At 66.8% G+C, this 20,343-nt stretch carries 20 protein-coding genes and 1 tRNA gene; 9 read left to right on the forward strand and 12 right to left on the reverse strand.

The window, feature by feature from the left end:
• Nucleotides 1-128: 128 nt before the first annotated feature.
• The 4 genes from A7W11_RS20625 to A7W11_RS20640 form a co-directional block, all read right to left on the reverse strand.
• Nucleotides 129-1,502: an MFS transporter gene (locus A7W11_RS20625; protein ID WP_066418331.1), complete on the reverse strand. Its 1,374-nt coding sequence runs from the start codon at nt 1,500-1,502 to the stop codon at nt 129-131.
• Nucleotides 1,503-1,781: 279 nt separating this feature from the next.
• Nucleotides 1,782-2,471 carry an exopolysaccharide biosynthesis protein gene (locus A7W11_RS20630; protein WP_082887392.1) on the reverse strand — a complete coding sequence of 230 codons (690 nt, stop codon included), beginning with the start codon at nt 2,469-2,471 and terminating at the stop codon, nt 1,782-1,784.
• Between the two features lie 173 nt (nt 2,472-2,644).
• A tRNA-Pro gene (locus A7W11_RS20635) sits at nt 2,645-2,721 on the reverse strand.
• Nucleotides 2,722-2,881: 160 nt separating this feature from the next.
• Nucleotides 2,882-3,847 carry a polyprenyl synthetase family protein gene (locus A7W11_RS20640; RefSeq protein ID WP_066418335.1) on the reverse strand — a complete coding sequence of 322 codons (966 nt, stop codon included), beginning with the start codon at nt 3,845-3,847 and terminating at the stop codon, nt 2,882-2,884.
• Nucleotides 3,848-4,467: 620 nt separating this feature from the next.
• Here A7W11_RS20640 and rplU point away from each other — a divergent pair.
• The 4 genes from rplU (at nt 4,468) to proB (ending at nt 7,641) form a co-directional block, all read left to right on the forward strand.
• Nucleotides 4,468-4,779 carry a 50S ribosomal protein L21 gene (gene rplU / locus A7W11_RS20645; RefSeq protein ID WP_066418338.1) on the forward strand — a complete coding sequence of 104 codons (312 nt, stop codon included), beginning with the start codon at nt 4,468-4,470 and terminating at the stop codon, nt 4,777-4,779.
• Between the two features lie 35 nt (nt 4,780-4,814).
• Nucleotides 4,815-5,072, forward strand: coding sequence for a 50S ribosomal protein L27 (gene rpmA, locus A7W11_RS20650; RefSeq protein ID WP_066125219.1), 258 nt, complete (start codon nt 4,815-4,817; stop codon nt 5,070-5,072).
• Between the two features lie 220 nt (nt 5,073-5,292).
• Nucleotides 5,293-6,429 carry a GTPase ObgE gene (gene obgE, locus A7W11_RS20655; protein ID WP_066418349.1) on the forward strand — a complete coding sequence of 379 codons (1,137 nt, stop codon included), beginning with the start codon at nt 5,293-5,295 and terminating at the stop codon, nt 6,427-6,429.
• 75 nt (nt 6,430-6,504) lie between these two features.
• Nucleotides 6,505-7,641, forward strand: a complete 1,137-nt coding sequence (gene proB / locus A7W11_RS20660; RefSeq protein WP_066418352.1) for a glutamate 5-kinase — start codon at nt 6,505-6,507, stop codon at nt 7,639-7,641.
• Between the two features lie 43 nt (nt 7,642-7,684).
• Here the strand turns inward: proB and A7W11_RS20665 are convergent, their stop codons facing one another.
• Nucleotides 7,685-8,356, reverse strand: a complete 672-nt coding sequence (locus A7W11_RS20665; RefSeq protein WP_066418356.1) for a response regulator transcription factor — start codon at nt 8,354-8,356, stop codon at nt 7,685-7,687.
• 95 nt (nt 8,357-8,451) lie between these two features.
• Here A7W11_RS20665 and A7W11_RS20670 point away from each other — a divergent pair, with 95 nt between their 5' ends.
• Nucleotides 8,452-8,877 (forward strand): helix-turn-helix transcriptional regulator, encoded by a 426-nt coding sequence (locus A7W11_RS20670; RefSeq protein ID WP_082887393.1) that lies wholly within the window; start codon nt 8,452-8,454, stop codon nt 8,875-8,877.
• A gap of 267 nt (nt 8,878-9,144) precedes the next feature.
• Nucleotides 9,145-9,546, forward strand: coding sequence for a helix-turn-helix domain-containing protein (locus A7W11_RS20675; protein ID WP_066418358.1), 402 nt, complete (start codon nt 9,145-9,147; stop codon nt 9,544-9,546).
• A 9-nt stretch (nt 9,547-9,555) separates the two neighbouring features.
• Here the strand turns inward: A7W11_RS20675 and A7W11_RS20680 are convergent, their stop codons facing one another.
• Nucleotides 9,556-10,446, reverse strand: coding sequence for an NAD(P)/FAD-dependent oxidoreductase (locus A7W11_RS20680; protein ID WP_066418360.1), 891 nt, complete (start codon nt 10,444-10,446; stop codon nt 9,556-9,558).
• 180 nt (nt 10,447-10,626) lie between these two features.
• Between A7W11_RS20680 and A7W11_RS20685 the strand changes: the two genes are divergently transcribed.
• Nucleotides 10,627-11,097 carry an Rrf2 family transcriptional regulator gene (locus tag A7W11_RS20685; protein WP_066418362.1) on the forward strand — a complete coding sequence of 157 codons (471 nt, stop codon included), beginning with the start codon at nt 10,627-10,629 and terminating at the stop codon, nt 11,095-11,097.
• A gap of 219 nt (nt 11,098-11,316) precedes the next feature.
• Here A7W11_RS20685 and A7W11_RS20690 read toward each other — a convergent pair whose 3' ends face one another.
• Nucleotides 11,317-11,892: a SecDF P1 head subdomain-containing protein gene (locus A7W11_RS20690; protein ID WP_066418363.1), complete on the reverse strand. Its 576-nt coding sequence runs from the start codon at nt 11,890-11,892 to the stop codon at nt 11,317-11,319.
• Nucleotides 11,893-12,254: 362 nt separating this feature from the next.
• On the opposite strand from A7W11_RS20690, the gene thiC reads away from it, so the two are divergent.
• Both thiC and A7W11_RS20700 read left to right on the forward strand, forming a co-directional pair.
• A complete protein-coding gene (thiC, locus tag A7W11_RS20695) occupies nt 12,255-14,168 on the forward strand; it encodes a phosphomethylpyrimidine synthase ThiC (RefSeq protein WP_066418364.1) in 1,914 nt (637 codons plus the stop codon).
• Nucleotides 14,169-14,345: 177 nt separating this feature from the next.
• On the forward strand, nt 14,346-14,951 hold the full coding sequence (locus A7W11_RS20700; RefSeq protein WP_156523177.1) for a hypothetical protein: 606 nt from the start codon (nt 14,346-14,348) through the stop codon (nt 14,949-14,951).
• 12 nt (nt 14,952-14,963) lie between these two features.
• Here the strand turns inward: A7W11_RS20700 and A7W11_RS20705 are convergent, their stop codons facing one another.
• The 5 genes from A7W11_RS20705 to A7W11_RS20725 form a co-directional block, all read right to left on the reverse strand.
• A complete protein-coding gene (locus tag A7W11_RS20705) occupies nt 14,964-16,376 on the reverse strand; it encodes an FAD-binding oxidoreductase (protein ID WP_066418373.1) in 1,413 nt (470 codons plus the stop codon).
• Nucleotides 16,373-17,110: a FadR/GntR family transcriptional regulator gene (locus A7W11_RS20710; protein ID WP_066418376.1), complete on the reverse strand. Its 738-nt coding sequence runs from the start codon at nt 17,108-17,110 to the stop codon at nt 16,373-16,375. Before A7W11_RS20710 ends, A7W11_RS20705 begins: the two co-directional genes overlap by 4 nt.
• A 133-nt stretch (nt 17,111-17,243) precedes the next feature.
• Nucleotides 17,244-18,254 (reverse strand): 2Fe-2S iron-sulfur cluster-binding protein, encoded by a 1,011-nt coding sequence (locus A7W11_RS20715; protein ID WP_066418378.1) that lies wholly within the window; start codon nt 18,252-18,254, stop codon nt 17,244-17,246.
• Nucleotides 18,255-18,272: 18 nt separating this feature from the next.
• Nucleotides 18,273-18,752 (reverse strand): GlcG/HbpS family heme-binding protein, encoded by a 480-nt coding sequence (locus tag A7W11_RS20720; protein ID WP_066418385.1) that lies wholly within the window; start codon nt 18,750-18,752, stop codon nt 18,273-18,275.
• Between the two features lie 91 nt (nt 18,753-18,843).
• Complete coding sequence (locus tag A7W11_RS20725) at nt 18,844-20,304, reverse strand: aldehyde dehydrogenase family protein (RefSeq protein WP_066418389.1); 1,461 nt, start codon at nt 20,302-20,304, stop codon at nt 18,844-18,846.
• Nucleotides 20,305-20,343: the final 39 nt, after the last annotated feature.

Consider the following 20,343-nt stretch of genomic DNA (forward strand, 5'->3'; position numbering starts at 1 on the left):
CGCCGGGCCAGTGTAAGGCCTGTCGCCGGATCAGAACGAATGGCGGCGGGGTACGCCCGCGCCGCTGGCGCCGCCCGGTCGAGGCCGCGCCGCCCCCCCCTCGGCGCACGGCATCCGCCCGCCGCGCCTCAATACCGCAGCCGCATCACGCTGGCTACGCCCGCCAGCCCGGCAAACGCCGTTCCCAGCCACAGCGCCGTCACGGCGCCATGCTGGGTCGAGATGTTGAAACACGCCGCCACCAGCGCCGCGCCGGTGGATTGCCCCAGCAGCCGCACCGTGCCGACCATGCTGCTGGCGCCGCCGCTGCGCGCGTGCGGCGCCGAGGTCATGATGGCGTGTACGTTGGGCGACTGGAAAAAGCCGAAGCCCGCGCCGCAAAGGGCCATGCGCCAGCCGATGTCGAACGCGGACGGATGGGCCGGCATGCTGGCCAGCAGCCCCATGCCCGCGCACAGCGCCACCAGGCCCGCGCCCGCCAGCAGGCCCACGGGATAGCGGTCCGACAGGCGTCCCGCCGCCGAGGCCACCAACGCAACCGCCACCGGCCAGGGCGTGATCAGGAACCCGGTCGCCACCTGTGAATACCCCAATTGCTGGAACATGAAGGGCAGCGACACGAAGGCCAGCGCCTGCGTGGCGAACGAGCACACCCCCGTGGCCGCGGACAAGGCGAACATCGGCCTGCGCAGCAGGTCCAGCGCCAGCATCGGTGCGGGGTCGCCAGCCTGCCGCCGCAACAGCGCAAGCAGGAACACCAGCGTCAGCGCCGCCGAGACCAGCACGTCCGTCCACGTGCGCGCGTGCGCGCCTTCGTTCAAGGTGTAGACCAGCAGCGCAAAGAAACACGCGCAGAACACCGCTGCCACCTTGTCGAAGGCGCGGCCGTTCAACGGCGTGACCGGCAACGACTTCAGGCCCAGATGAACGGCCAGGATGCCCAGCGGCACGTTGATGAGGAACAGCCAATGCCAGCTGGCCACCGACAGGATCAGTGACGCCAGCGTGGGCCCTGCCGCGAACGACACGGCCACGACCAGTGAATTCAAGCCCACGCCGCGGCCCAGCTGGCCCGAGGGATAGACAAAACGCAATACGGCCGCGTTGACCGACATCAGCCCGGCCGCGCCCAGCCCTTGCGCCACGCGCGCCGCCACCAGCCATTCCAGCGAGGGCGCCAGGCCGCAGGCCAGCGACGATAGGGTGAACAGCATCAGGCCCACCATGCTGACCCGGCGGTGGCCCACGATCTCGCCCAGCGCGCCGGCCGGCAGCAACGCCGCGATCATCGCCAATTGATAGGAACTGACGATCCACACCGACAGCGCGTCGGTGGTTTGCAGATCGCGTGCCATGGTGGGCAACGCAGTGTTGGCGATGGCCGTGTCCAGGCTGGACATGCCCACGCCCAGCAACAGCGCCAGCACCGCCCTCCACCGTTCGGCGTATGGAACGCCTTCGCCTATCGGGTATTGGTGAGTACGCGCAAAGCTGAACAGCATGACGGTGAACGGCGTGGAGAAATGAAGAACGAGAATGGCCGCACGCGCGAGACGCGTGGGTCGCGAAGCCGTCGATATTACTCCCGCGCCGCACGGCACTCTTTTTCAAGGCATATTGCCAGCGGGCTGTCGGATAAGGGGTCGTGCCGACCCCTGCGATGGCGTCGGCTCACGCGAATGGCGTGCGGAACAAGGCGTTTGCGGCGCGGCGCGCGATCCGGCCAGGCCTGTCGCCGCGCCTCGCTCGAGACACCCGTGGCCACTTCCCATCCCGATGCGTCAACCCACGGCCAGCCACGTCAAGGCCCCTACGCCACCGAGCAGCGTCAGGCTCATCAGCACACCATCGCGCGTGGTCAACGCCAGGCCGAACAATGCCAGCACCGCGCCACAGGCGGAATTGGCCATCGGCACCATTTCCAAGGGCGGCATCACAATGCAAATGAACAGGCATAGCCCCGCCACGCTTCGCACGCCGATATTCCCGGTCATCCATCGCAGGCGCGAGCGGCAGACGAATTCGCTGGCGCGCGCCAATGGCCGCAGAAAGCGGATCGCCCGCTGCAGCAGTTTGCGCTTGACCTGCCGCCGCAGCAGCCAGGGCGGCAACCAGATGTGGCAACGGCCGATGACGATCTGCGCGGCGCTCAGGCCCACGAGCACGGCCGCCGTCGTGGGCATGCCCGGCACGTGGCCCAGCGGCGACATGATCAACAACCCGACGATCAGGATCAGCGGGGCGAAGCTGGTGCGCCCGATGGCGTTGAGCATGCGTTCGACCGATACCTCGCAATCCCGGCAGGTCAGGCGGTCGAGGCGGTCCAGCATCACGGAAAGCTTCGGCGCGGCCCGCCAGGCGCGCCGGCGGAAACGCGCACCATGCGCCTGCCCGGCATCCAGGTGGGCGGCGACGAGCGAGCCCGCCTGCATGGCCTGTGCGCGAATGTTGGCGGGTTGGCGAGTCTCCATGCGCAGGCCTTCCGCAACTCGCGTGCCTGGGCCACGGATACCTGGGCGCTTCGTGCCAGGCCAGGATGGCCGCCGGGGTGAGCCCCGGCGGCAAAAAGCAAAAAAGCCGGCATTGCATGTAGGCAATACCGGCTTCTGCCGACGGTTTCGGGAACCGCCATGACCAACTGAATTGGTCGGGGCGAGAGGATTCGAACCTCCGACTCCTGCGTCCCGAACGCAGTACTCTACCAGGCTGAGCTACGCCCCGATTTTTACCACTGCACCGATGCAGACAAACGGCTGGGTTCGGGCCCAACTGCTTGTGCGTTTGCTTGTGCGTTGCTTTGCTCTTTGCCGTAAGCCACTCGGGACTTATGCTTGGGGCTTATGCATCGCACTAACTACGCCGCACCAACTGCGCTTTTGCATCAGCGATCGCGTTTAACCGCGAAAGCGCAGAATTCTAACAGGGATTCTCGATAAATGGAAATGGGGTAGTCCGCCAGGGCTGCGCGGGCCAGTTCCGCCTCGGCCTGGGCGGCCTGCAAGGCGTGCTCCAGCGCGTCGGTGGCCTGGATGGCCTGGGCCACGGCCTCGAAGTCGGCGTCGCCGGTTTCGATGGCGCGGCGGATCAGTTCGCGCTGCTCGGGCGTGCCGACTTCCATGACGCGGATCAGCGGCAGCGTGGGCTTGCCCTCGCGCAGGTCGTCGCCCACGTTCTTGCCCAGCGCCTGGGCATCGCCGCTGTAGTCCAGCACGTCGTCGACCAACTGGAACGCCGTGCCCACGTGGCGGCCATAGGCGGCGGCGGCTTCCTGCTGGGCCGGCGTACCGCCCGCCAGCACGGCGCCGACCTGGGCGGCGGCCTCGAACAGCTTGGCGGTCTTGTAGCGCACCACCTGCAGGTAGCGTTCTTGCGAAACGTCGGGATCGTGCACGTTCAGCAATTGCAGCACCTCGCCCTCGGCGATCACCGTGGTGGCCTCGGACAGGATCTGCATGATGCGCATGTTGTCCGCCTCGACCATCATCTCGAACGAGCGCGAATACAGGTAGTCGCCCACCAGCACGCTGGCGGCGTTGCCGAACACGGCGTTGGCGGTGTTGCGGCCCCGGCGCAGGTCGGACTCATCGACCACGTCGTCGTGCAGCAAGGTGGCCGTGTGGATGAACTCGACCACCGCGGCCAGCAACTGGTGATAGGTGCCGGCATAACCCAGCGCGCGCGCCACCATCATCAGCATGGCCGGGCGCATGCGCTTGCCGCCGGCGCCGATGATGTAGTCGCCGATGGTGCGGATCAGGACGACTTCGGAATTGAGCCGGTCGCGGATGACCGCATCGACGGCCTTCATGTCTTCGGCAATGGGAGCGATCAGCGCGGAGAGAGTCAAAACCGGATCCGGGAATAGGGTGAGCCAGGCCCCGCGGCTCGGGTAGCGTGCCGCGCGGCAAGCGCGCGGGTTTCGGGGGCCGGCCAGAATTATACTGACATGGTCGTCGCTGCCCGGTGGCTCAAGTCCGCGCCCTGCGGGGCCGGTGCGACCGTCTCTCGGGCAGGTACCCGGCCAGCCCGCCGGATCCAGGCGGCCCTGCGCCGCGGCAGGCGCGCGCTCAATCCCCCCGGCCACGCCGGCAACCGTCGCCCCTGGGCCAGAGTCGCGCTGTCCCCCAAAAACCACATGCCGCCGGCCATAAACCCTTACGCCACAAGGCGTTTTTGACTTTCGCACCAGTCCGGGCTAGAATCCTCGATTCGGTCGGTGTGCCTACGCGCGCAGCGACACGGAACCAGCCGGACAGCAGCGCAATTGATGGGAAAGCGGGAAAGCAACGGGAAAGCCTTGCGGAAATCGCAAGCGCCGGAATCGCAAATCCCATCTGCCAGCTTCGGCTTTCGCGTCCAATCGACCGAATGTGTCAGGACGGCAAGTCAGGCGACTCCTCTTCGCAGCGTACCCGCAGCCAAGTCCCGCCCGCCCTGCCCTCCGATTTAACCCTTCAAGGAAAACCCATGTACGCGGTCGTAAAAACCGGCGGCAAGCAATATCGTGTTGCTGTCGGTGAAAAACTCAAGGTAGAACAGATACCTGCTGACATCGGGCAAGAAATCACGCTGGACCAGGTCCTGTCCGTGGGCGAAGGCGACCAACTGAAAGTTGGTACGCCCCTCGTCGCCGGCGCCGTGGTCAAGGCAACGGTTCTTGCGCATGGCCGGCATGACAAGGTCAAGATCTTCAAGATGCGCCGTCGCAAGCACTACCAGAAGCGTCAAGGCCACCGTCAGAACTACACCGAACTGCGCATCGAAGCCGTCACGGCTTGAAGCAGCCCCGGTACCTTTTTTAGCAGGAGCTAAACATGGCACAGAAAAAGGGCGGCGGTTCCACACGGAACGGCCGCGACTCAGAATCGAAGCGCTTGGGCGTCAAGGTGTACGGCGGCCAGCAAATCTCGGCCGGCGGCATCATTGTCCGCCAGCGCGGTACCCGCGTTCATCCCGGCGTCAATGTCGGCGTGGGCAAGGACCACACCCTGTTCGCCCTGACGGACGGCAAGGTTCAATTCGGCCACAAGGGCGCGTTGAACAAGTCCATCGTCTCGGTCATCAGCGAGTAATACCCGGCGTCGCGTACCCTGTACGCGCCGCACCGGCAAAAGCCCTGCCGTCTGCGGCAGGGCTTTTTGTTTTGCAACTGCCGGTCCGCCTCAAGGCAAACGCCCCCTGAGGCAACACGTGGGGATCTTCCCCAGGCCGACAGGCCCGCAGCATTCCTCGCCTGCCTGGCGGCAGCAGCGAGGGTCGTAACCGCCGCCGTTTTTTCTTACCGCACACATCATGAAATTCGTAGACGAAGCCACCATCGAGGTCATCGCCGGCAAAGGCGGCAATGGTGCTTGCAGCTTTCGCCGCGAGAAGTTCATTCCCAAGGGCGGCCCGGACGGCGGTGACGGCGGACGCGGCGGCAGCATCTATGCCGTCGCCGACCGCAACATCAATACCCTGATCGACTTCCGCTACGCACGCCTGCACCGCGCCAAGGGCGGCGAGCACGGCCGCGGCTCGGACCAGTACGGCGCGGCCGCCCCCGACATCACGCTGCGCGTGCCGGTCGGCACCATCGTGCACGACGCCGACACCGGCGAAGTGCTGTTCGACCTGAGTCGCCACGACCAACAAGTCACGCTGGCCGCGGGCGGCCAGGGCGGCATGGGCAACATCCACTTCAAGTCCAGCGTCAACCGCGCCCCCAAGCAATGGACGCCGGGCAAGGAAGGCGAACAGCGCCGCCTGCGCTTCGAACTGAAGGTGCTGGCCGACGTGGGCCTGCTGGGCCTGCCCAACGCGGGCAAGTCCACCCTGATCGCGCGCATCTCGAATGCGCGCCCCAAGATCGCCGACTACCCCTTCACCACGCTGCATCCCAATCTGGGCGTGGTGCGCACGTCGCCGTCGCGCAGCTTCGTCGTGGCCGACATTCCCGGCCTGATCGAAGGCGCCTCCGAAGGCGCCGGCCTGGGACACCTGTTCCTGCGCCACCTGGCGCGCACCCGCGTGCTGCTGCACGTGGTGGACATCTCCAGCCCCGATCCGGACACCGACGCCGTGGCCAAGGCGGTCGTCGATGCCCGCGCCATCGTCGAGGAACTGCGCCGCTACGATCCCGAACTGGCCGACAAGCCGCGCTGGCTGGTGCTGAACAAGCTGGACATGATCGCCGACCCCCAGGCCGCGCGCGAACAGTTCTGCGCCGAGTTCGGCTGGGACGGTCCGGTGCACATCATCTCGGGCCTGAACGGCGACGGCACCCAGGACCTGATCTGGGCGCTGCAGGACTACCTGGACGCCGAGAGCCGCAAGGACCACGTCGCCCAGGACCAGGCCGACGGCACCTACGTGCACGAAGATCCGCGTTTCGACACCACCCGCGCCGACGCCGATATGCCTGTTCCGCCGCACAGCGGCAACGAATAGGCCATAATCGCAATCCCGTCACCCGCCGGTCCACCGGCGGGCGTGTCCCGTGTCCCGCAACGCCCGGTCATCACCATGACTGCCCAAACCCACGCCGTATCCGTCATCGCCTCCGCCAGCCGCCTGGTCGCCAAGGTGGGATCTTCCCTGGTCACCAACGAGGGACGCGGCCTGGACCGGGTCGCCGTGGCGCACTGGGCGGCCCAGATCGCGGCGCTGCGCGCCCAGGGCCGCCAGGTCGTGCTGGTGTCCAGCGGCGCCATCGCCGAGGGCATGGCGCGCCTGGGTTGGGCCAAGCGCCCGTCGGCCATGCACGAACTGCAGGCCGCGGCCGCCGTGGGCCAGATGGGCCTGTGCCAGGCCTACGAGGCCGCCTTCGCCGAATTCGGCCTGCGCACCGCGCAGGTGCTGCTGACGCACGAAGACCTGGCCGACCGCCAACGCTACCTGAACGCCCGCTCTACCCTGTTCGCGCTGATGCGGCTGGGCGTGGTGCCCATCGTGAATGAAAACGACACGGTGGTCACCGACGAGATTCGCCTGGGCGACAACGACACGCTGGGCGCGCTGGTCACCAACCTGATCGAAGCCGATTCGCTGGTCATCCTGACCGACCAGCGCGGCCTGTACAGCGCCGATCCGCGCAAGAACCCCGACGCCCGGTTCATCTCGCACGCCCAGGCGGGCGACGCCGCGCTGGAAGCCATGGCGGGCGGCGCCGGCAGCGGCATCGGCACCGGCGGCATGCTGACCAAGATCCTGGCCGCCAAGCGCGCCGCGCGCAGCGGCGCCCACACCGTCATCGCCTCGGGCCGCGAACGCAACGTGCTGACGCGCCTGGCCGAAGGCGAATGCATCGGCACCGAACTGCGCGCGCTGCTGCCCGTGTGGTCGGCGCGCAAGCAATGGTTGGGCGATCACCTGCGCCTGCGTGGTCGCGTGGTGCTGGACGAAGGCGCCGTGCGCGCCCTGCTGCACGAAGGCAAGAGCCTGCTGCCCATCGGCGTGACCGCCGTCGAAGGCGAATTCGAGCGCGGCGACGTCGTGGCCTGCGTGGGCCTCGATGGCCAGGAATGCGCACGCGGGCTGATCAATTACTCATCGGCCGACACCCGGCGCATCATGCGCCAGCCTTCGGCCCGCATCGCCGACATCCTGGGCAGCATGACGGATCCCGAGCTGATGCACCGCGACAACCTCGTCGTCATCTGACCGGTGCGGCGGCCTTCGGGCCGCCAGAAACGCCGTGGCGGCCTCAGTTCCACCCCGTGGCATCACCGTCGGCCAGGAACATATACCCCCAGTCTCGCACCGTGAACAACGGCAGTTGCACGCCCAGGCCCTGCGCCTTGGCACGCAACCGCGACACGGTCACGTCCAATGCGCGGCCGCCGCCGAAGGTCTTGTCGTTGCGGGGCAGCAGCCAGCCCGGTGCATCGAGCAGCCGCTTGAGCAGGCGGCTTTCCGCCAGGGTAAGCGGCACCCACTGATCGGCGGGGCCGGCCAGCACGCGGTCGCGCGCCATCAGCCGCCACAGCGAGCGGCGGCCGCCAAGACCACGGAAGCGCAGCGCGGCGCGCAGCATGGCGGCCAGCTCGGCGGAATGAGTGTCGACATGGCAGCAGGCGTCGGCACCCGCATCCATGGCCGCGATGCGCACGTTGGCGGGGGCGCCCGTCACCATCACCACCAGGGCGGACGTCGGCGCGCAGGTGCGCACATGCATGACACGGTCGTACATCGCTTCCGCCGAGGTGCGCACCACGATGGCATCGGGCATGCGGATGTCGACCAGCGCACGCAGCGGCGTGCCGGCATCCGCGAACTGCACGGACCAACCCGCCTGTTGCAGTCCATGCACCAGGGCGGTGGAGGACGCCGCGGGCAACGCATCATTCACGAATATGAGTTGTTGGTTGTCGAACATATCGATGATCAGGTAACGGTTTTGAACGACTTCAATACTACATATGTAATTTTACCAATCACCAAAGTATTCATGTCACACGCTCCAATCGCAGCGTGAAAACCTCTTTTTCAGACCGATTGAAACAAGCACGGCGATTGCGCGGATTGACGCAGCAGGCGCTGGCCCGTGCGAGCGGCCTGTCTCAAAGTGCGATTGCCAGTTATGAAAGCGGCGACCGGGACAGCAGCCGATCGGTGCGCAGCCTGGCCTCCGCGCTGAAAATCGAAGCCGAATGGCTGGAGACGGGCAAAGGCCCGATGGAGCGCCTGCCATCGGTATACGAACATACGGGCCGCGACACGGCCAGGCCCAGTCTGCGCGAGCCGCAACCCGTGGCATGGCCGTTTTCGATCGATCCCCGCCGTTTCTCGACCCTGCATCCCGATCAGCTGCATTTTCTGGATCAATGGCTGGAAGCCTATCTGGATGCATGCCAACGGGGCGCAAACCCGGTACGGTCGACGAAAAGACGGGGTTGAATCCGCGGATGCGAAGCCGGTATCGCCTGGCATGGCGTGACCAGATCGACACATGCGTCACAGAACGAGACATGGGTCGTGCGCAGCCGGCCTGAAAAAGCCCGCCCCCAGACGTGAACCCAAGGGAAATACCCGGGACGATTGCGCCATGCATGGCAGGTGAAGTGCAGTTGGCAAGGAAAATACCACCTCAGTGGTTTCATGAACCACCAAAGTATTCTCCCTCCACGCTCCAATTGTTGCGTGAAGAGCAATTTCTCAGACCGATTGAAGGAGGCACGCCTGCTACGTGGGTACACGCAGCAGGCGCTTGCGCGTGCCAGCGGTCTTTCCCAAAGCGCCATCGCCAGCTACGAAAGCGGCGATCGCGGCAGCAGCCGCTCGGTACGCAGCCTGGCGCAGGCGCTGGATGTCGAGATCGAATGGCTCGAAACCGGCAACGGCCCCATGGAACGCGCCGTGCTGGTCTATGAGCCGGGCGGCCGTGGCGCCGACCGGCACAGCCTGCGCGAACCGCAACCGGTGGTCTGGCCGTTCTCGGTGGATCCGCGTCGCTTCGGCGCCCTGCATCCCGAGCAGTTGCAGTTCCTGGACCAGTTGCTGGAGACCTACCTGGACGCCTGCCAGCGCGGCGCCAAGCCGCCCAAGGGCGCCAAACGGCGCGTCTGACCCGGGCGCTCAGTGCGCGCTGAAGACCAGCGATTGATGCGCCGCCGCGCCGGCAATGGCGCCATCCCCCACCGCCAACGGCACCGATCCGCCGGGCCGGGCCATGTCGCCGCAGGCATAGACGCCCGGCACGGACGTTGCCTTCATGGCGTCGACCTTGACGACGTGCCCCCACGGCCCCTCTTCCCGCTCGCAGCCCAGCATGTCGGCGAGCGGGCTCGAGGGCGAGACGCGCGACGTCGCGAACAGGCCATCCAGCTTCACGACGTGCCCCCCTTGCAGGATGAGATCGAGGTGGTTCTCGATGCGCTGCACGCGGCTGCGCTCGAGGCGCACACCTCGCTGGGCCAGTGCCTGCAATTGCGCGGCGTCCGGTTCGGGGGCCTGGTTCAGGAATAGCGTGGTGGCGCCCCAGTCGGGCAGCAGCATCGCCACGTGCAAGGACAGCGGCGAACTGGCCAGCACCCCGATCTTGCCCTGATTCAGCTCGTAGCCGTGGCAATACGGACAATGGAAGACCGATTTACCCCAGCGCTCGGCCAGGCCCGGCACGTCGGGCAGTTGGTCGGTCACGCCCATGGCCAGCACGATACGGCGGGCCTGACGCGCGGGCTGGCCTTCGATCTCGACGCGGAAGCCGTCGTCGGTGCGCGAGATGCCGGCCACCTGGGCGTCCAGCCATTGCACCGTGGAATAGGCCAGCAATTGCTCGCGGCCTTTCGCCGCGATGGCGGCGGCCGGCGTGCCGTCCTGGGTGAGGAAGCCGTGCGAGTGCTCGGCGTAGCGGTTGCGGCGCTTGCCGCCATCGATGACGAGTACGTTGCGGCGCGCCCGCGCCAGCGGCAGCCCCGCCGACAGGCCGGCATAGCTGCCGCCCACGATGATGACGTCATATCGCATGGAATGCTCCTTACGGAAATCCGGCCGGTATGCAGGGTGCGGCTTGCCGCATGAGCATCGGCCATTCATGAAACTATTGAAGTTACATGATAGCCAGATTCCGATCCATCACGCAACTTATAATGTTTCGTATGACGGGCCCACGACATCGGCCCGCGCCTTGCAAGGCCTGGATCGATCATGAGAAAAGACAGCCGCCTGTCCCGCATGCTGCACGTGCTGCTGCACATGGCGCGGCGCGATGAACCCCTGACCTCCGAGCAGATCGCCCTGATGCTGGACACCAACGCCGTCGTCGTCCGCCGCACCATGGCGGGCCTGCGCCAGGCGGGCTATGTGCATTCGGAGAAAGGGCACGGCGGCGGCTGGCGCATCGCCTGCGACCTGAAGCAGATCACGTTGCTGGATATCCACCGCGCGGTTGGCGGTCCGCGCATCTTCGCCATCGGCAACGAAACGGAAAACCCCGAATGCGCCGTCGAGCGCGTGGTCAATGCCGCATTGGACGACGCCCTGCGCCAGGCTGAGTCCCTGTTGCTGGAGCGGCTGTCCACGATCGCCCTGTCGGATCTGGCCAATGAATTCGACGCGCTCTGCCTGAGCAGCGGCTGGGACGACCGGCTGGCGCAACGCCAGCACGGGCACGGCTGAAACGCAAGCGGGCCCGGCCCGGACGATGGGACGCTTCACGGATGCGTCGACACGGCATGTGCCAGGCTCGGCCATGCCGTCGCGCCTGCGATCCCTCGCAGGCCGCGCACCGGCAAAAGGCTAGGCACAGCTCTCGCGCGTATCCCAGAAACAAAATCCCGGGCGCATGGCCCGGGAGGGTTTCAATCCTGATCCGCAGGGCGCTCTGCCCCGCGGGGATCAACGCACCGGCGTGGCGCCGTTACGCGGCACGGCAGGCGCCGGGACAGCTGCGCCGCCCGGCGGCGCATCGCCGCGGATCTGCGCGGCCAGCTCCATGGCGGCCTGGGCGGTGGGCACGCTGAAGGCCAGCGCGCCGCGATTCAGCGGCTCGGCGATGCTGGGCGCGGCCACCAGTTCACGGTTCACGACCAATGCCAGCATGTTGCCCAGGTTCTTGCTGCTGACGTCCGCCAGGATGCGCGTGCCGGCTTCGTTGAAGCGCAGGCCGACGAAGTGCTGCCCCTGGCGATCGACCACCGCGGCGGCCTCGGTCAGGTACGGGCGCGTCAGGACGGGCTTGGACTGCAGATACAGCTTGCCGTCGGGCATGGAAACCTCGGTACGGTCGCTGCCCGGTTGGGAATACGCGATATAGAACTCGACCGGCGACGCGGTGTTCGGCTGTGCGGCTGCCGTGGGGCTGGCCGGGGTGGCGTCCTGCTTGCTGGAGGTCGTCGGCGCAGTCTGGCACCCGGCCAAGGCCAGCATGGCCACGGCGAAGACAGGAGCCAGTTTGCGGAGAGTCAATTGCATGATTGAGAGTTCCCTTGGAGATTCGCGGTTTCCGTGCGCAGTCATCACGGATTCCACTGCGGATTCGTGCGCGTTACAAAAAAGTTTACAGGGGTCATGAGGCGGCGGCAGGTCACGTCTGATTCCAGATGCAACGGAGCAATACGGAAACGGCCGCCAAAACGCCTATACTTCGGCCCATGCAGGGGTACTCGCGGCCACGGGCCGCGTGTTGAGAGAGTCCCTTCGTACCAGTACGGATAATGCCGATGCTGGGAGCGTATTCCATTGTCGCCCGTTCTTGCGCCCTCAGTGCGCCAGTGCGCGCGCGGCCGGAATTCCATCCCGATTCGGCTCCAACTTTTTGATTCATTGGAGCTTTCATGAACGCCAATCCCAAGTTTCTGGCCGCCACGGCCGAAGTCGACGCGGCCGCCGTCGCACCGCTGCCCAAATCCCGCAAGATCTACCAGACCGGGTCGCGCCCCGACATCCGTGTGCCGTTCCGCGAGATCGAGCAGGCGGACACCCCCACCATGTTCGGCGGCGAGAAGAATCCCGCGCTGACCGTCTACGACACCAGCGGCCCCTATACCGACCCCGAAGCCCGCATCGACATCCGCCGCGGCCTGCCTGAACTGCGCCGCGCCTGGATCGAAGAGCGCGGCGACACCGAGGTGCTGTCCGGCCCGACCAGCGATTACGGCCGCGAACGCCTGGAAGACCCCAAGCTGACCGCCATGCGCTTCGACCTGCAGCGTCCGCCGCGCCGCGCGCGCGACGGCGCCAACGTCACGCAGATGCACTACGCGCGCCGCGGCATCGTCACGCCCGAGATGGAGTACGTGGCCATCCGCGAAAACCTGCGCCGCGAGCAATACATCGAATCGCTGCGCGCCAGCGGCCCCGATGGCGAGAAACTGGCGCGCCGCCTGCTGCGCCAGCATCCGGGCCAGTCGTTCGGCGCGGCCATCCCGTCGCTGATCACGCCCGAATTCGTGCGCGAAGAGATTGCGCGCGGCCGCGCCATCATCCCGGCCAACATCAACCACCCCGAAATCGAGCCGATGGCCATCGGCCGCAATTTCCTGGTGAAGATCAACGCCAACATCGGCAACTCGGCCGTCAGCTCCGGCATCGGCGAGGAAGTCGAGAAGATGACCTGGGCGATCCGCTGGGGCGGCGACACGGTGATGGACCTGTCCACCGGCAAGCATATCCACGAAACGCGCGAGTGGATCATCCGCAACTCGCCGGTGCCCATCGGCACGGTGCCGATCTACCAGGCGCTGGAGAAGGTCGACGGCAAGGCAGAAGAATTGACCTGGGAGATCTTCCGCGACACGCTGATCGAGCAGGCCGAACAGGGCGTGGACTACTTCACCATCCATGCCGGCGTGCGCCTGCCCTTCATCCCGATGACGGCCGACCGCATGACGGGCATCGTCTCGCGCGGCGGCTCGATCATGGCCAAGTGGTGCCTGGCGCATCACAAGGAAAGCTTCCTGTACGAACGCTTCGAAGAGATCTGCGAGATCATGAAGGCGTACGACGTGAGTTTCTCGCTGGGCGACGGCCTGCGCCCGGGCTCGGCCTACGATGCCAACGACGAAGCCCAGTTCGCCGAACTGAAGACCCTGGGCGAACTGACGCAGGTGGCCTGGAAGCACGACGTGCAGGTGATGATCGAAGGCCCCGGCCACGTGCCGATGCAGATGATCAAGGAGAACATGGATCTGCAACTGGAGCACTGTCACGAGGCGCCCTTCTACACCCTGGGGCCGCTGACCACCGACATCGCCCCGGGCTACGATCACATCACCTCGGGCATCGGCGCCGCACTGATCGGCTGGTACGGCACGGCGATGCTGTGCTATGTGACGCCCAAGGAACACCTGGGCCTGCCGAACAAGAAGGACGTGAAGGACGGCATCATCACCTACAAGATCGCCGCCCACGCCGCCGACCTGGCCAAGGGCCATCCGGGCGCGTCGATCCGCGACAACGCCCTGTCGAAGGCGCGTTTCGAGTTCCGCTGGGACGACCAGTTCAACCTGGGCCTGGATCCCGACACGGCGAAGGAATTCCACGACGAGACCCTGCCCAAGGACTCGATGAAGGTGGCGCACTTCTGCTCGATGTGCGGCCCGCACTTCTGCAGCATGAAGATCACCCAGGACGTGCGCGAGTACGCGGCCTCGCAGGGCGTCAGCGACAAGGATGCACTGCAGAAAGGCATGCAGGAGAAGGCGGTGGAGTTCGTGAAGAAGGGGGCGGAGATCTATCACCAGGCGTGATGCAAGAACGGCATGCGCGCCTGGGCGCCGCATGCCGTTCTTGCAGGCGGCGCGGGCCACGGAAACAGGCCTCGGACCATGTGCCGTGATACAACCCAGGGCTGTCAACGTAAGCCGGGGTCGGATGTGTCACGAAGGAAGCCGCCAAAGCCTGCCATGTCGCGGCCCGCGACGAAGATGCCGCGCAGGCTGGGGCTGCTTTACGGCACGCTGTCCGTCGCGGCGATTTTCGCGGTGGTGACGCTGGTGGTTCATACCTACCGGCGCTTCGCCATCCACCCCGACCTGGCAGAAACCGCCTTTACCGCAAGCTGGATGGGGGGCATCGGCCTGGGCCTGTCCTTGCTGCTCAGGCCACGTTTGCGGGAAAAGCTGTGGCGGTCCGCCTCGCTTTTCCAGCGCATCCAGTATCTGGCCGGCCTGGCCGTTGTCGGTGGCCTGGCCGCCAATCTGTGCATGCACTTGGCCTTCTTCCTGGCCCACGACATGCTCGCGGGCCCCTCGGAACGCACGCTGCTGGCGGTTTCGTACAAGCGGGACAAGGACGATGCCTTTCGCAGGTGTCCGACCTATTTCAGGCTGGCCGATACCCGCAAGCTTTGCGCCAATCCATCCATCGTGTCGCACATACAGAAGGGTGACCTGTTCTACACCCTGGCCAGGCGCTCCGCGCTCGGCGTCTCTGTTCAACACGTCTATCGCGATGCCTGGTATCGCTGCCCGGCGGGCCATGCGCATCCTTCGTTGACGGGCTGCCTGCGCCTGCAGACGGCAGCCCCCTGAGCCCCCGCGGCTTTACAGCAGCTTGCCCGGATTCATGATCCCCTTGGGATCCAGCGCGCGCTTGATGTCGCGCATCACGCGCAGTTCCAGCGGATCCTTGCTGTGCAGGAAGTGATCGCGCTTGAGCTGGCCGATGCCGTGCTCGGCGCTGATGCTGCCGCCGTAGCGGTTCACTTCGTCCAGCACCACGTCGGTGATGGCCGCGCCCTCCTTGGCGGCCCAGTCGGTGGGCGCACCCGCCGGACGCGACAGGTTGTAGTGCAGGTTGCCGTCGCCGAAATGGCCGAAGATGAAGGGCCGCACGTCGGCGCTGACGGCGCGCACGCGGGCTTCGGCCGACACCATGAATTCGGGAATGCGCTCGATGGGCAGCGACACGTCGTGCTTCAGGTGAGGGCCGTCGGCGCGCTGCGCCTCGGAGATTTCCTCGCGCAACTTCCACAACGCCTGCACCTGCGCCAGCGACGCCGACACGGCGGCATCCAGGCATAGCTCGCGCTCGAGCGCGGCGCCGATCACCTGCTCGACCAGCGCGTTCAAGGCGGCCTCGTCCACACTGTCGGCCAGCTCGACCAGCACGTAGCCCGGATAGCGTTGCGCGAAAGGCTCCTGCACGCCCTGCGCATGGCGCAGCACCAAGTCGACGCAGTCGCCCGTGAAAAACTCGAATGCCTGCAGGCGCGCGCCGCACTGTTCGTAAAGCAGCTCGAACAGTTGCAGCGCCTGCGCCGGCGACTGCACCGCGGCCAGCACCACGCTGCGCGTATCGACGCGCGGGAACAGGCGCAGGGCCACGGCGGTGATCACGCCCAGCGTGCCTTCCGAGCCGATCAGCAACTGCTTCAGGTCATAGCCGGTGTTGTCCTTGCGCAGGGTGCGCAGGCCATGGAATATCTCGCCGGTGGGCAGCACGGCCTCCAGGCCCAGCACCAGCTCGCGCGCCATGCCGTAGCGCACGACGTTGACGCCGCCCGCGTTGGTGGCCACGTTGCCGCCGATCTGGCTGGAATCCTCCGCGGCCAGGCTCAGCGGCAGCAGGCGTCCCGCCTCGTGCGCGGCACGGCGCAGGTTGCCCAGGATGCAGCCGGCCTCGGCCACCAGCGTGTTGGCCACGGTATCGATGCCGCGCACGGCATTCATGCGGTCCAGGCTGAGCACCACATTCGACGCGCCGCCATCCGGCGTGGCGCCGCCGCACAGGCCCGTGTTGCCGCCCCGCGGCACCACCGGCACGCCGGCCTCCTGGCACAGCGCCAGGGCTTGCGCGACCTCGGCGGTGGTGCGCGGCCGAACCACGGCTTGCGCCTGGCCGCGGTACAGCCCGCGCCAATCGGCCAGCCAGGGCGCGATGTCCTGCTCGGCGGTGGCGACGACATCGGGGCCCAGGGCCTGGACCAGGCGTTGCGGGAAGGCTTGCGTGCTCATGGTGCGTATCCGTATGCGGAAGAAGAGGGGGAATCGATGGGAGGCAGTCCGAGTTCGAGCCGGCCGGCGGCGCCGCGCAGATGAGCCACGGCCGCGGCGCGCGCGCCGTCGGCGTCGCCGCGCGAGATGGCGTCGAACATGGCCAGATGCTCTTGCTGCACGCTCGACGGCAGGCCGGCATGGCGCAGGCTGTTCTGCCGTGCCGTGCGCACGGCCTGGCGCAGTTGCAGGTTCAGGTACTGCAACAGGCGTTGATAACTGGGATTGTGGGTGGCGACGGCCACGGCGCTGTGAAAGGCCACGTCGTACTCGACGCCCGCATCGGGATCGGGATCGTCCAGGCAACCGCGCAGCCCTTCCAGGGCCAACTGCATGGCGGCCAGGTCGGCCAGCGTACGCCGCCTTGCCGCCAACGCCGCCGCGCCGCCCTCCAGCTCCATGCGCAGTTCGTAGACGTGCGCCAGTTGCGCGCGGTCGGCCTCGGCGGACACCTGGAACCCGGCCGCGCCGGTGCGGGCCAGCACCACGCAGCCCGATCCCTGCCGGCTGCGCACCAGGCCCTGGGCGCGCAGGCGCTCGGTGGCCTCGCGGATGACGGCGGCGCTGACGCCGTACAGGCTGGCTAGGTCCTTGCCTGCCGGCAGCTTGGCGCCCACGGCATAGGTGCCCCGTGCGATCTCGGCGGCAAGCTGGCTGGCGACCTGATCGGTCAGGGTGGAGGTGCGCAGGGACATGCCGGGATTATAGGCATGTTCTCAGGTTATATGAAAACTTTACCCGACCCTTGCGGCGTGCCGGGTTGACCGGCACATCGCCTGCTTTCCCCGGTCCATCGAGGCCGGCGGCGGGTGCGGCGGGCGGCCGCCATCAGGCCAGCGCCATGGGATGCTGGAACGTGAAGCTGTCGGCGTATACGTAATTCAGGTCCGCGCCGCGCTGGGCGGCCAGCGCCGTGACGTCCTGGATCATGGCGGGCGAACCGCACAGGTACAGGGCGTGTTCGGACAGGTCCGCATGGTCTTGCGCGATCGCGTCCTGCACATAGCCGCGCCGGCCGGTCCACGGCTCGCCCGCCCGCGACAGCACCGGCACGACCTGGAGTTCGTGGATGCGGCCGCGCCAGGACTCCAGTTCCTGCAAGCAGTACAGATCGGCCTGCGTGCGCATGCCCCAATACAGGGTCACGGGTGGGCAGTCTTCGTCGTCCAGCAAGGATTCCAGGATGGCCCGCAGGGGCGCGATGCCGGTGCCCGTCGCCGCCAGGATCATGGGCCGCCAATCGTCTTCATGAAGGCAGAACACGCCCAGCGGGATCTCGACGTCCAGGCGGTCGCCAGGCTTCAGCGCCCGCAGCATGCCATCGGTGAAACGGCCACCGGAGATGCCGCGGATGTGGAACTCCACGAGATTGCCCGCCGGCGCCGTGGCCATGGAGAAGCTGCGCGGCGCGTCGTCGTCCAGCCAGACGTTCATATACTGGCCCGCGCGATAGTCCAGATCGAGGTCCTCGGGCAGGGCCAGCCGCAAGCGCGTCACGCCCTCGCACAAGGCGGTCACGTCCGCCACGGATGCGGCGACGCGCCGCGGTTCGGCGAATACCATGCGGCTGCCCGGCGCACTCAGTTGCAGGTCGGAGCATGGCCGCGCCTGGCAGGCCAGCGCATAGCCCTGGCTGCCTTCCTCGTCGGTGAGGCCCATGGGCGGCTCGTCGTATCGGACCTGGCCTTGCAACACATGCACGCGGCAGGTGCCGCACGCGCCGAACGTGCATTCGTGCGGCATCTTGGCGCCCGAGCGCAGTGCAGCCTCCAGCACGGTCTCGTCGGGATTCACGGTGAATTCCGCACCGGACTCGATCACTTGTACGCGGTATTCCATGGCTTGCCTTGCGGTCGACTATTTCTTGATGTCGGGCTGGACCAGCACCGTCATGCCCTTCTCGCGCAGCAGGTCGGCCAGCGCCTGCAAGGCCGCCATGCCCGCCTTCGTGTCCTGCTCGCCGTTGCCGCCGCTCAACCCGACACCGCCGATGACCTCATCGTCGACCACGATGGGAAAGCCGCCCACGAATGCGGCGAACTTGCCTTCGAAGCTCAGTTGGATGCCGAAGGCTTCGTTGCCCGGCAGGGCGGGACCATTCGGCGGCGTGGTGAACAAGTGGGTGGACCGCTTGTGTCCGCTGGCCGTGAACGCCTTGTTCCAGGCGATCTGCGGACCGGTGATGCGTGCGCCGTCCATGCGTTCCATGGCGATCGGAAATCCGCCGTCGTCCACGATGCATACGGTTTCCAGCACGCCGATTTCGCGCGACCGCGCAATGGCGGCCGCGACCATCGCGCGGGCTTCTTCGAGTTCGAGTCGTACCACTGTCTTCATGATGAGGGATTCCTTGTCGTGTTCTGTGGGGTCCAGGCCCCGGCCTGCCCGCCGGAAAACCTGGACCTGTCGGCATCAGCGCCCTGGCGCCTCACGCCGCGCGATAGACGGTCTTGACCTGCGTGTAGAACTCCAGCCCCACCCGCCCCGATTCGCGGAACGTGGAGGTGCTGGATCGCTTCAGGCCGCCAAAGGGCGCGTTGATCAGATTCCCCGTGGTGGTGCGGTTTATCTTCACAGTGCCGGACTGGATGTCGTTCGCGAAGCGGTGCGCGAGATCGCCGCTGCGCGTGGCGATCGCCGCCGACAGGCCATATTCCGTGTCGTTGGCCTTGGCGATCGCGTCCTCGTAGCCGTCGACCTCGATCAACGCCAGGACAGGTCCGAAGATTTCCTCGCGCGCGATGCGCATGTCCTGCGTCACGTCGGTGAACACCGCGGGCGTGACGTAGTAGCCGTGCGCGAACTCGCCATCCAGCAGTTGCTCGCCGCCCACCACATGGGTGGCCTCGCGCTTGCCGATGGCGATGTACTCCAGAACGGTGTCCAGTTGCTTGCGCGTGGCCAGCGGCCCCATGTCGCAGCCCTTCTCGGCGCCGCTGCCGATCTTCATGGCCCGGATCCTGGCGATCAGTTTCTCGGTGAATGCGGTCTTGACCGCCTTGTCGACCAGCACGCGGCTGGTGCCGGTGCACGCCTGGCCGCTCAACGAGAATCCGCCCTTCACGGCCAGGTCCACCGCGCGATCCAGGTCGGCATCCGCCATCACGATCAGCGGATTCTTTCCCCCCAGTTCCATCTGCGTACGCGTCGTCATGCCCACGCTGCGATGGATGTGCTCGCCCGCGGCCGTCGATCCGGTGAACGAGATCGCGCGCACGGCGGGCGCTTCAGTGATGGCCGCGCCGATGGCGCTGGCGCTGCCGGTGATGAAGTTCAGCACGCCCGCCGGGATGCCCGCCTGCACGAACGCCTCGGTCAGGCGGTAACCGCTGAGCGGCGCGTCGCTGGAAGGCTTGAACACCACCGTGTTGCCGGTGATCAGCGCGGGCCCGATCTTGCGAGCGGGAATGGAGACCGGGAAATTCCACGGCGCGATCACCGTCACCACGCCCAGCGGCTCGCGCTGGCTATAGACCAGCATGTCGGGGTCGTCATTGGGAAAGACCTCGCCCGTGAAGGACTGGCCCTCGGCCGCATAAAAACGCAGCGTCTGCGCCGAGCGTAGTACCTCGTCGCGCGCCAGCGCCAGGGACTTGCCCTCCTCGCGCGTGATCTCGGCACCGATGCGGTCGGCATGAGCCGACAGCCAGTCGGCGGCATCGTTCAGGATGCGGGCGCGCTTGGAGATGGGCATGGCGCGCCAGGCGGCGAAGGCCTTTTGCGCGGCGGCGACCGCCGCCTGGGCATCCTCGGCCGAAGAAGCCTGGAACAGGCCGACCACGTCGCGGGTATCGGCGGGATTCAGGTTCGGCGTCGTGGCACCGTTGGCGCATGCCACCCATGCGCCATCTATGTAGTTGCGGAACTCGTGTGTACGTAGATCTTCCACGTGCTGCTTCCTGGAAAAAGTCCGGCGCCACGCCGTGGC

The organism is Bordetella ansorpii (genome assembly GCF_900078315.1).
Taxonomy (GTDB): Bacteria; Pseudomonadota; Gammaproteobacteria; order Burkholderiales; family Burkholderiaceae_B; genus Bordetella; species Bordetella ansorpii.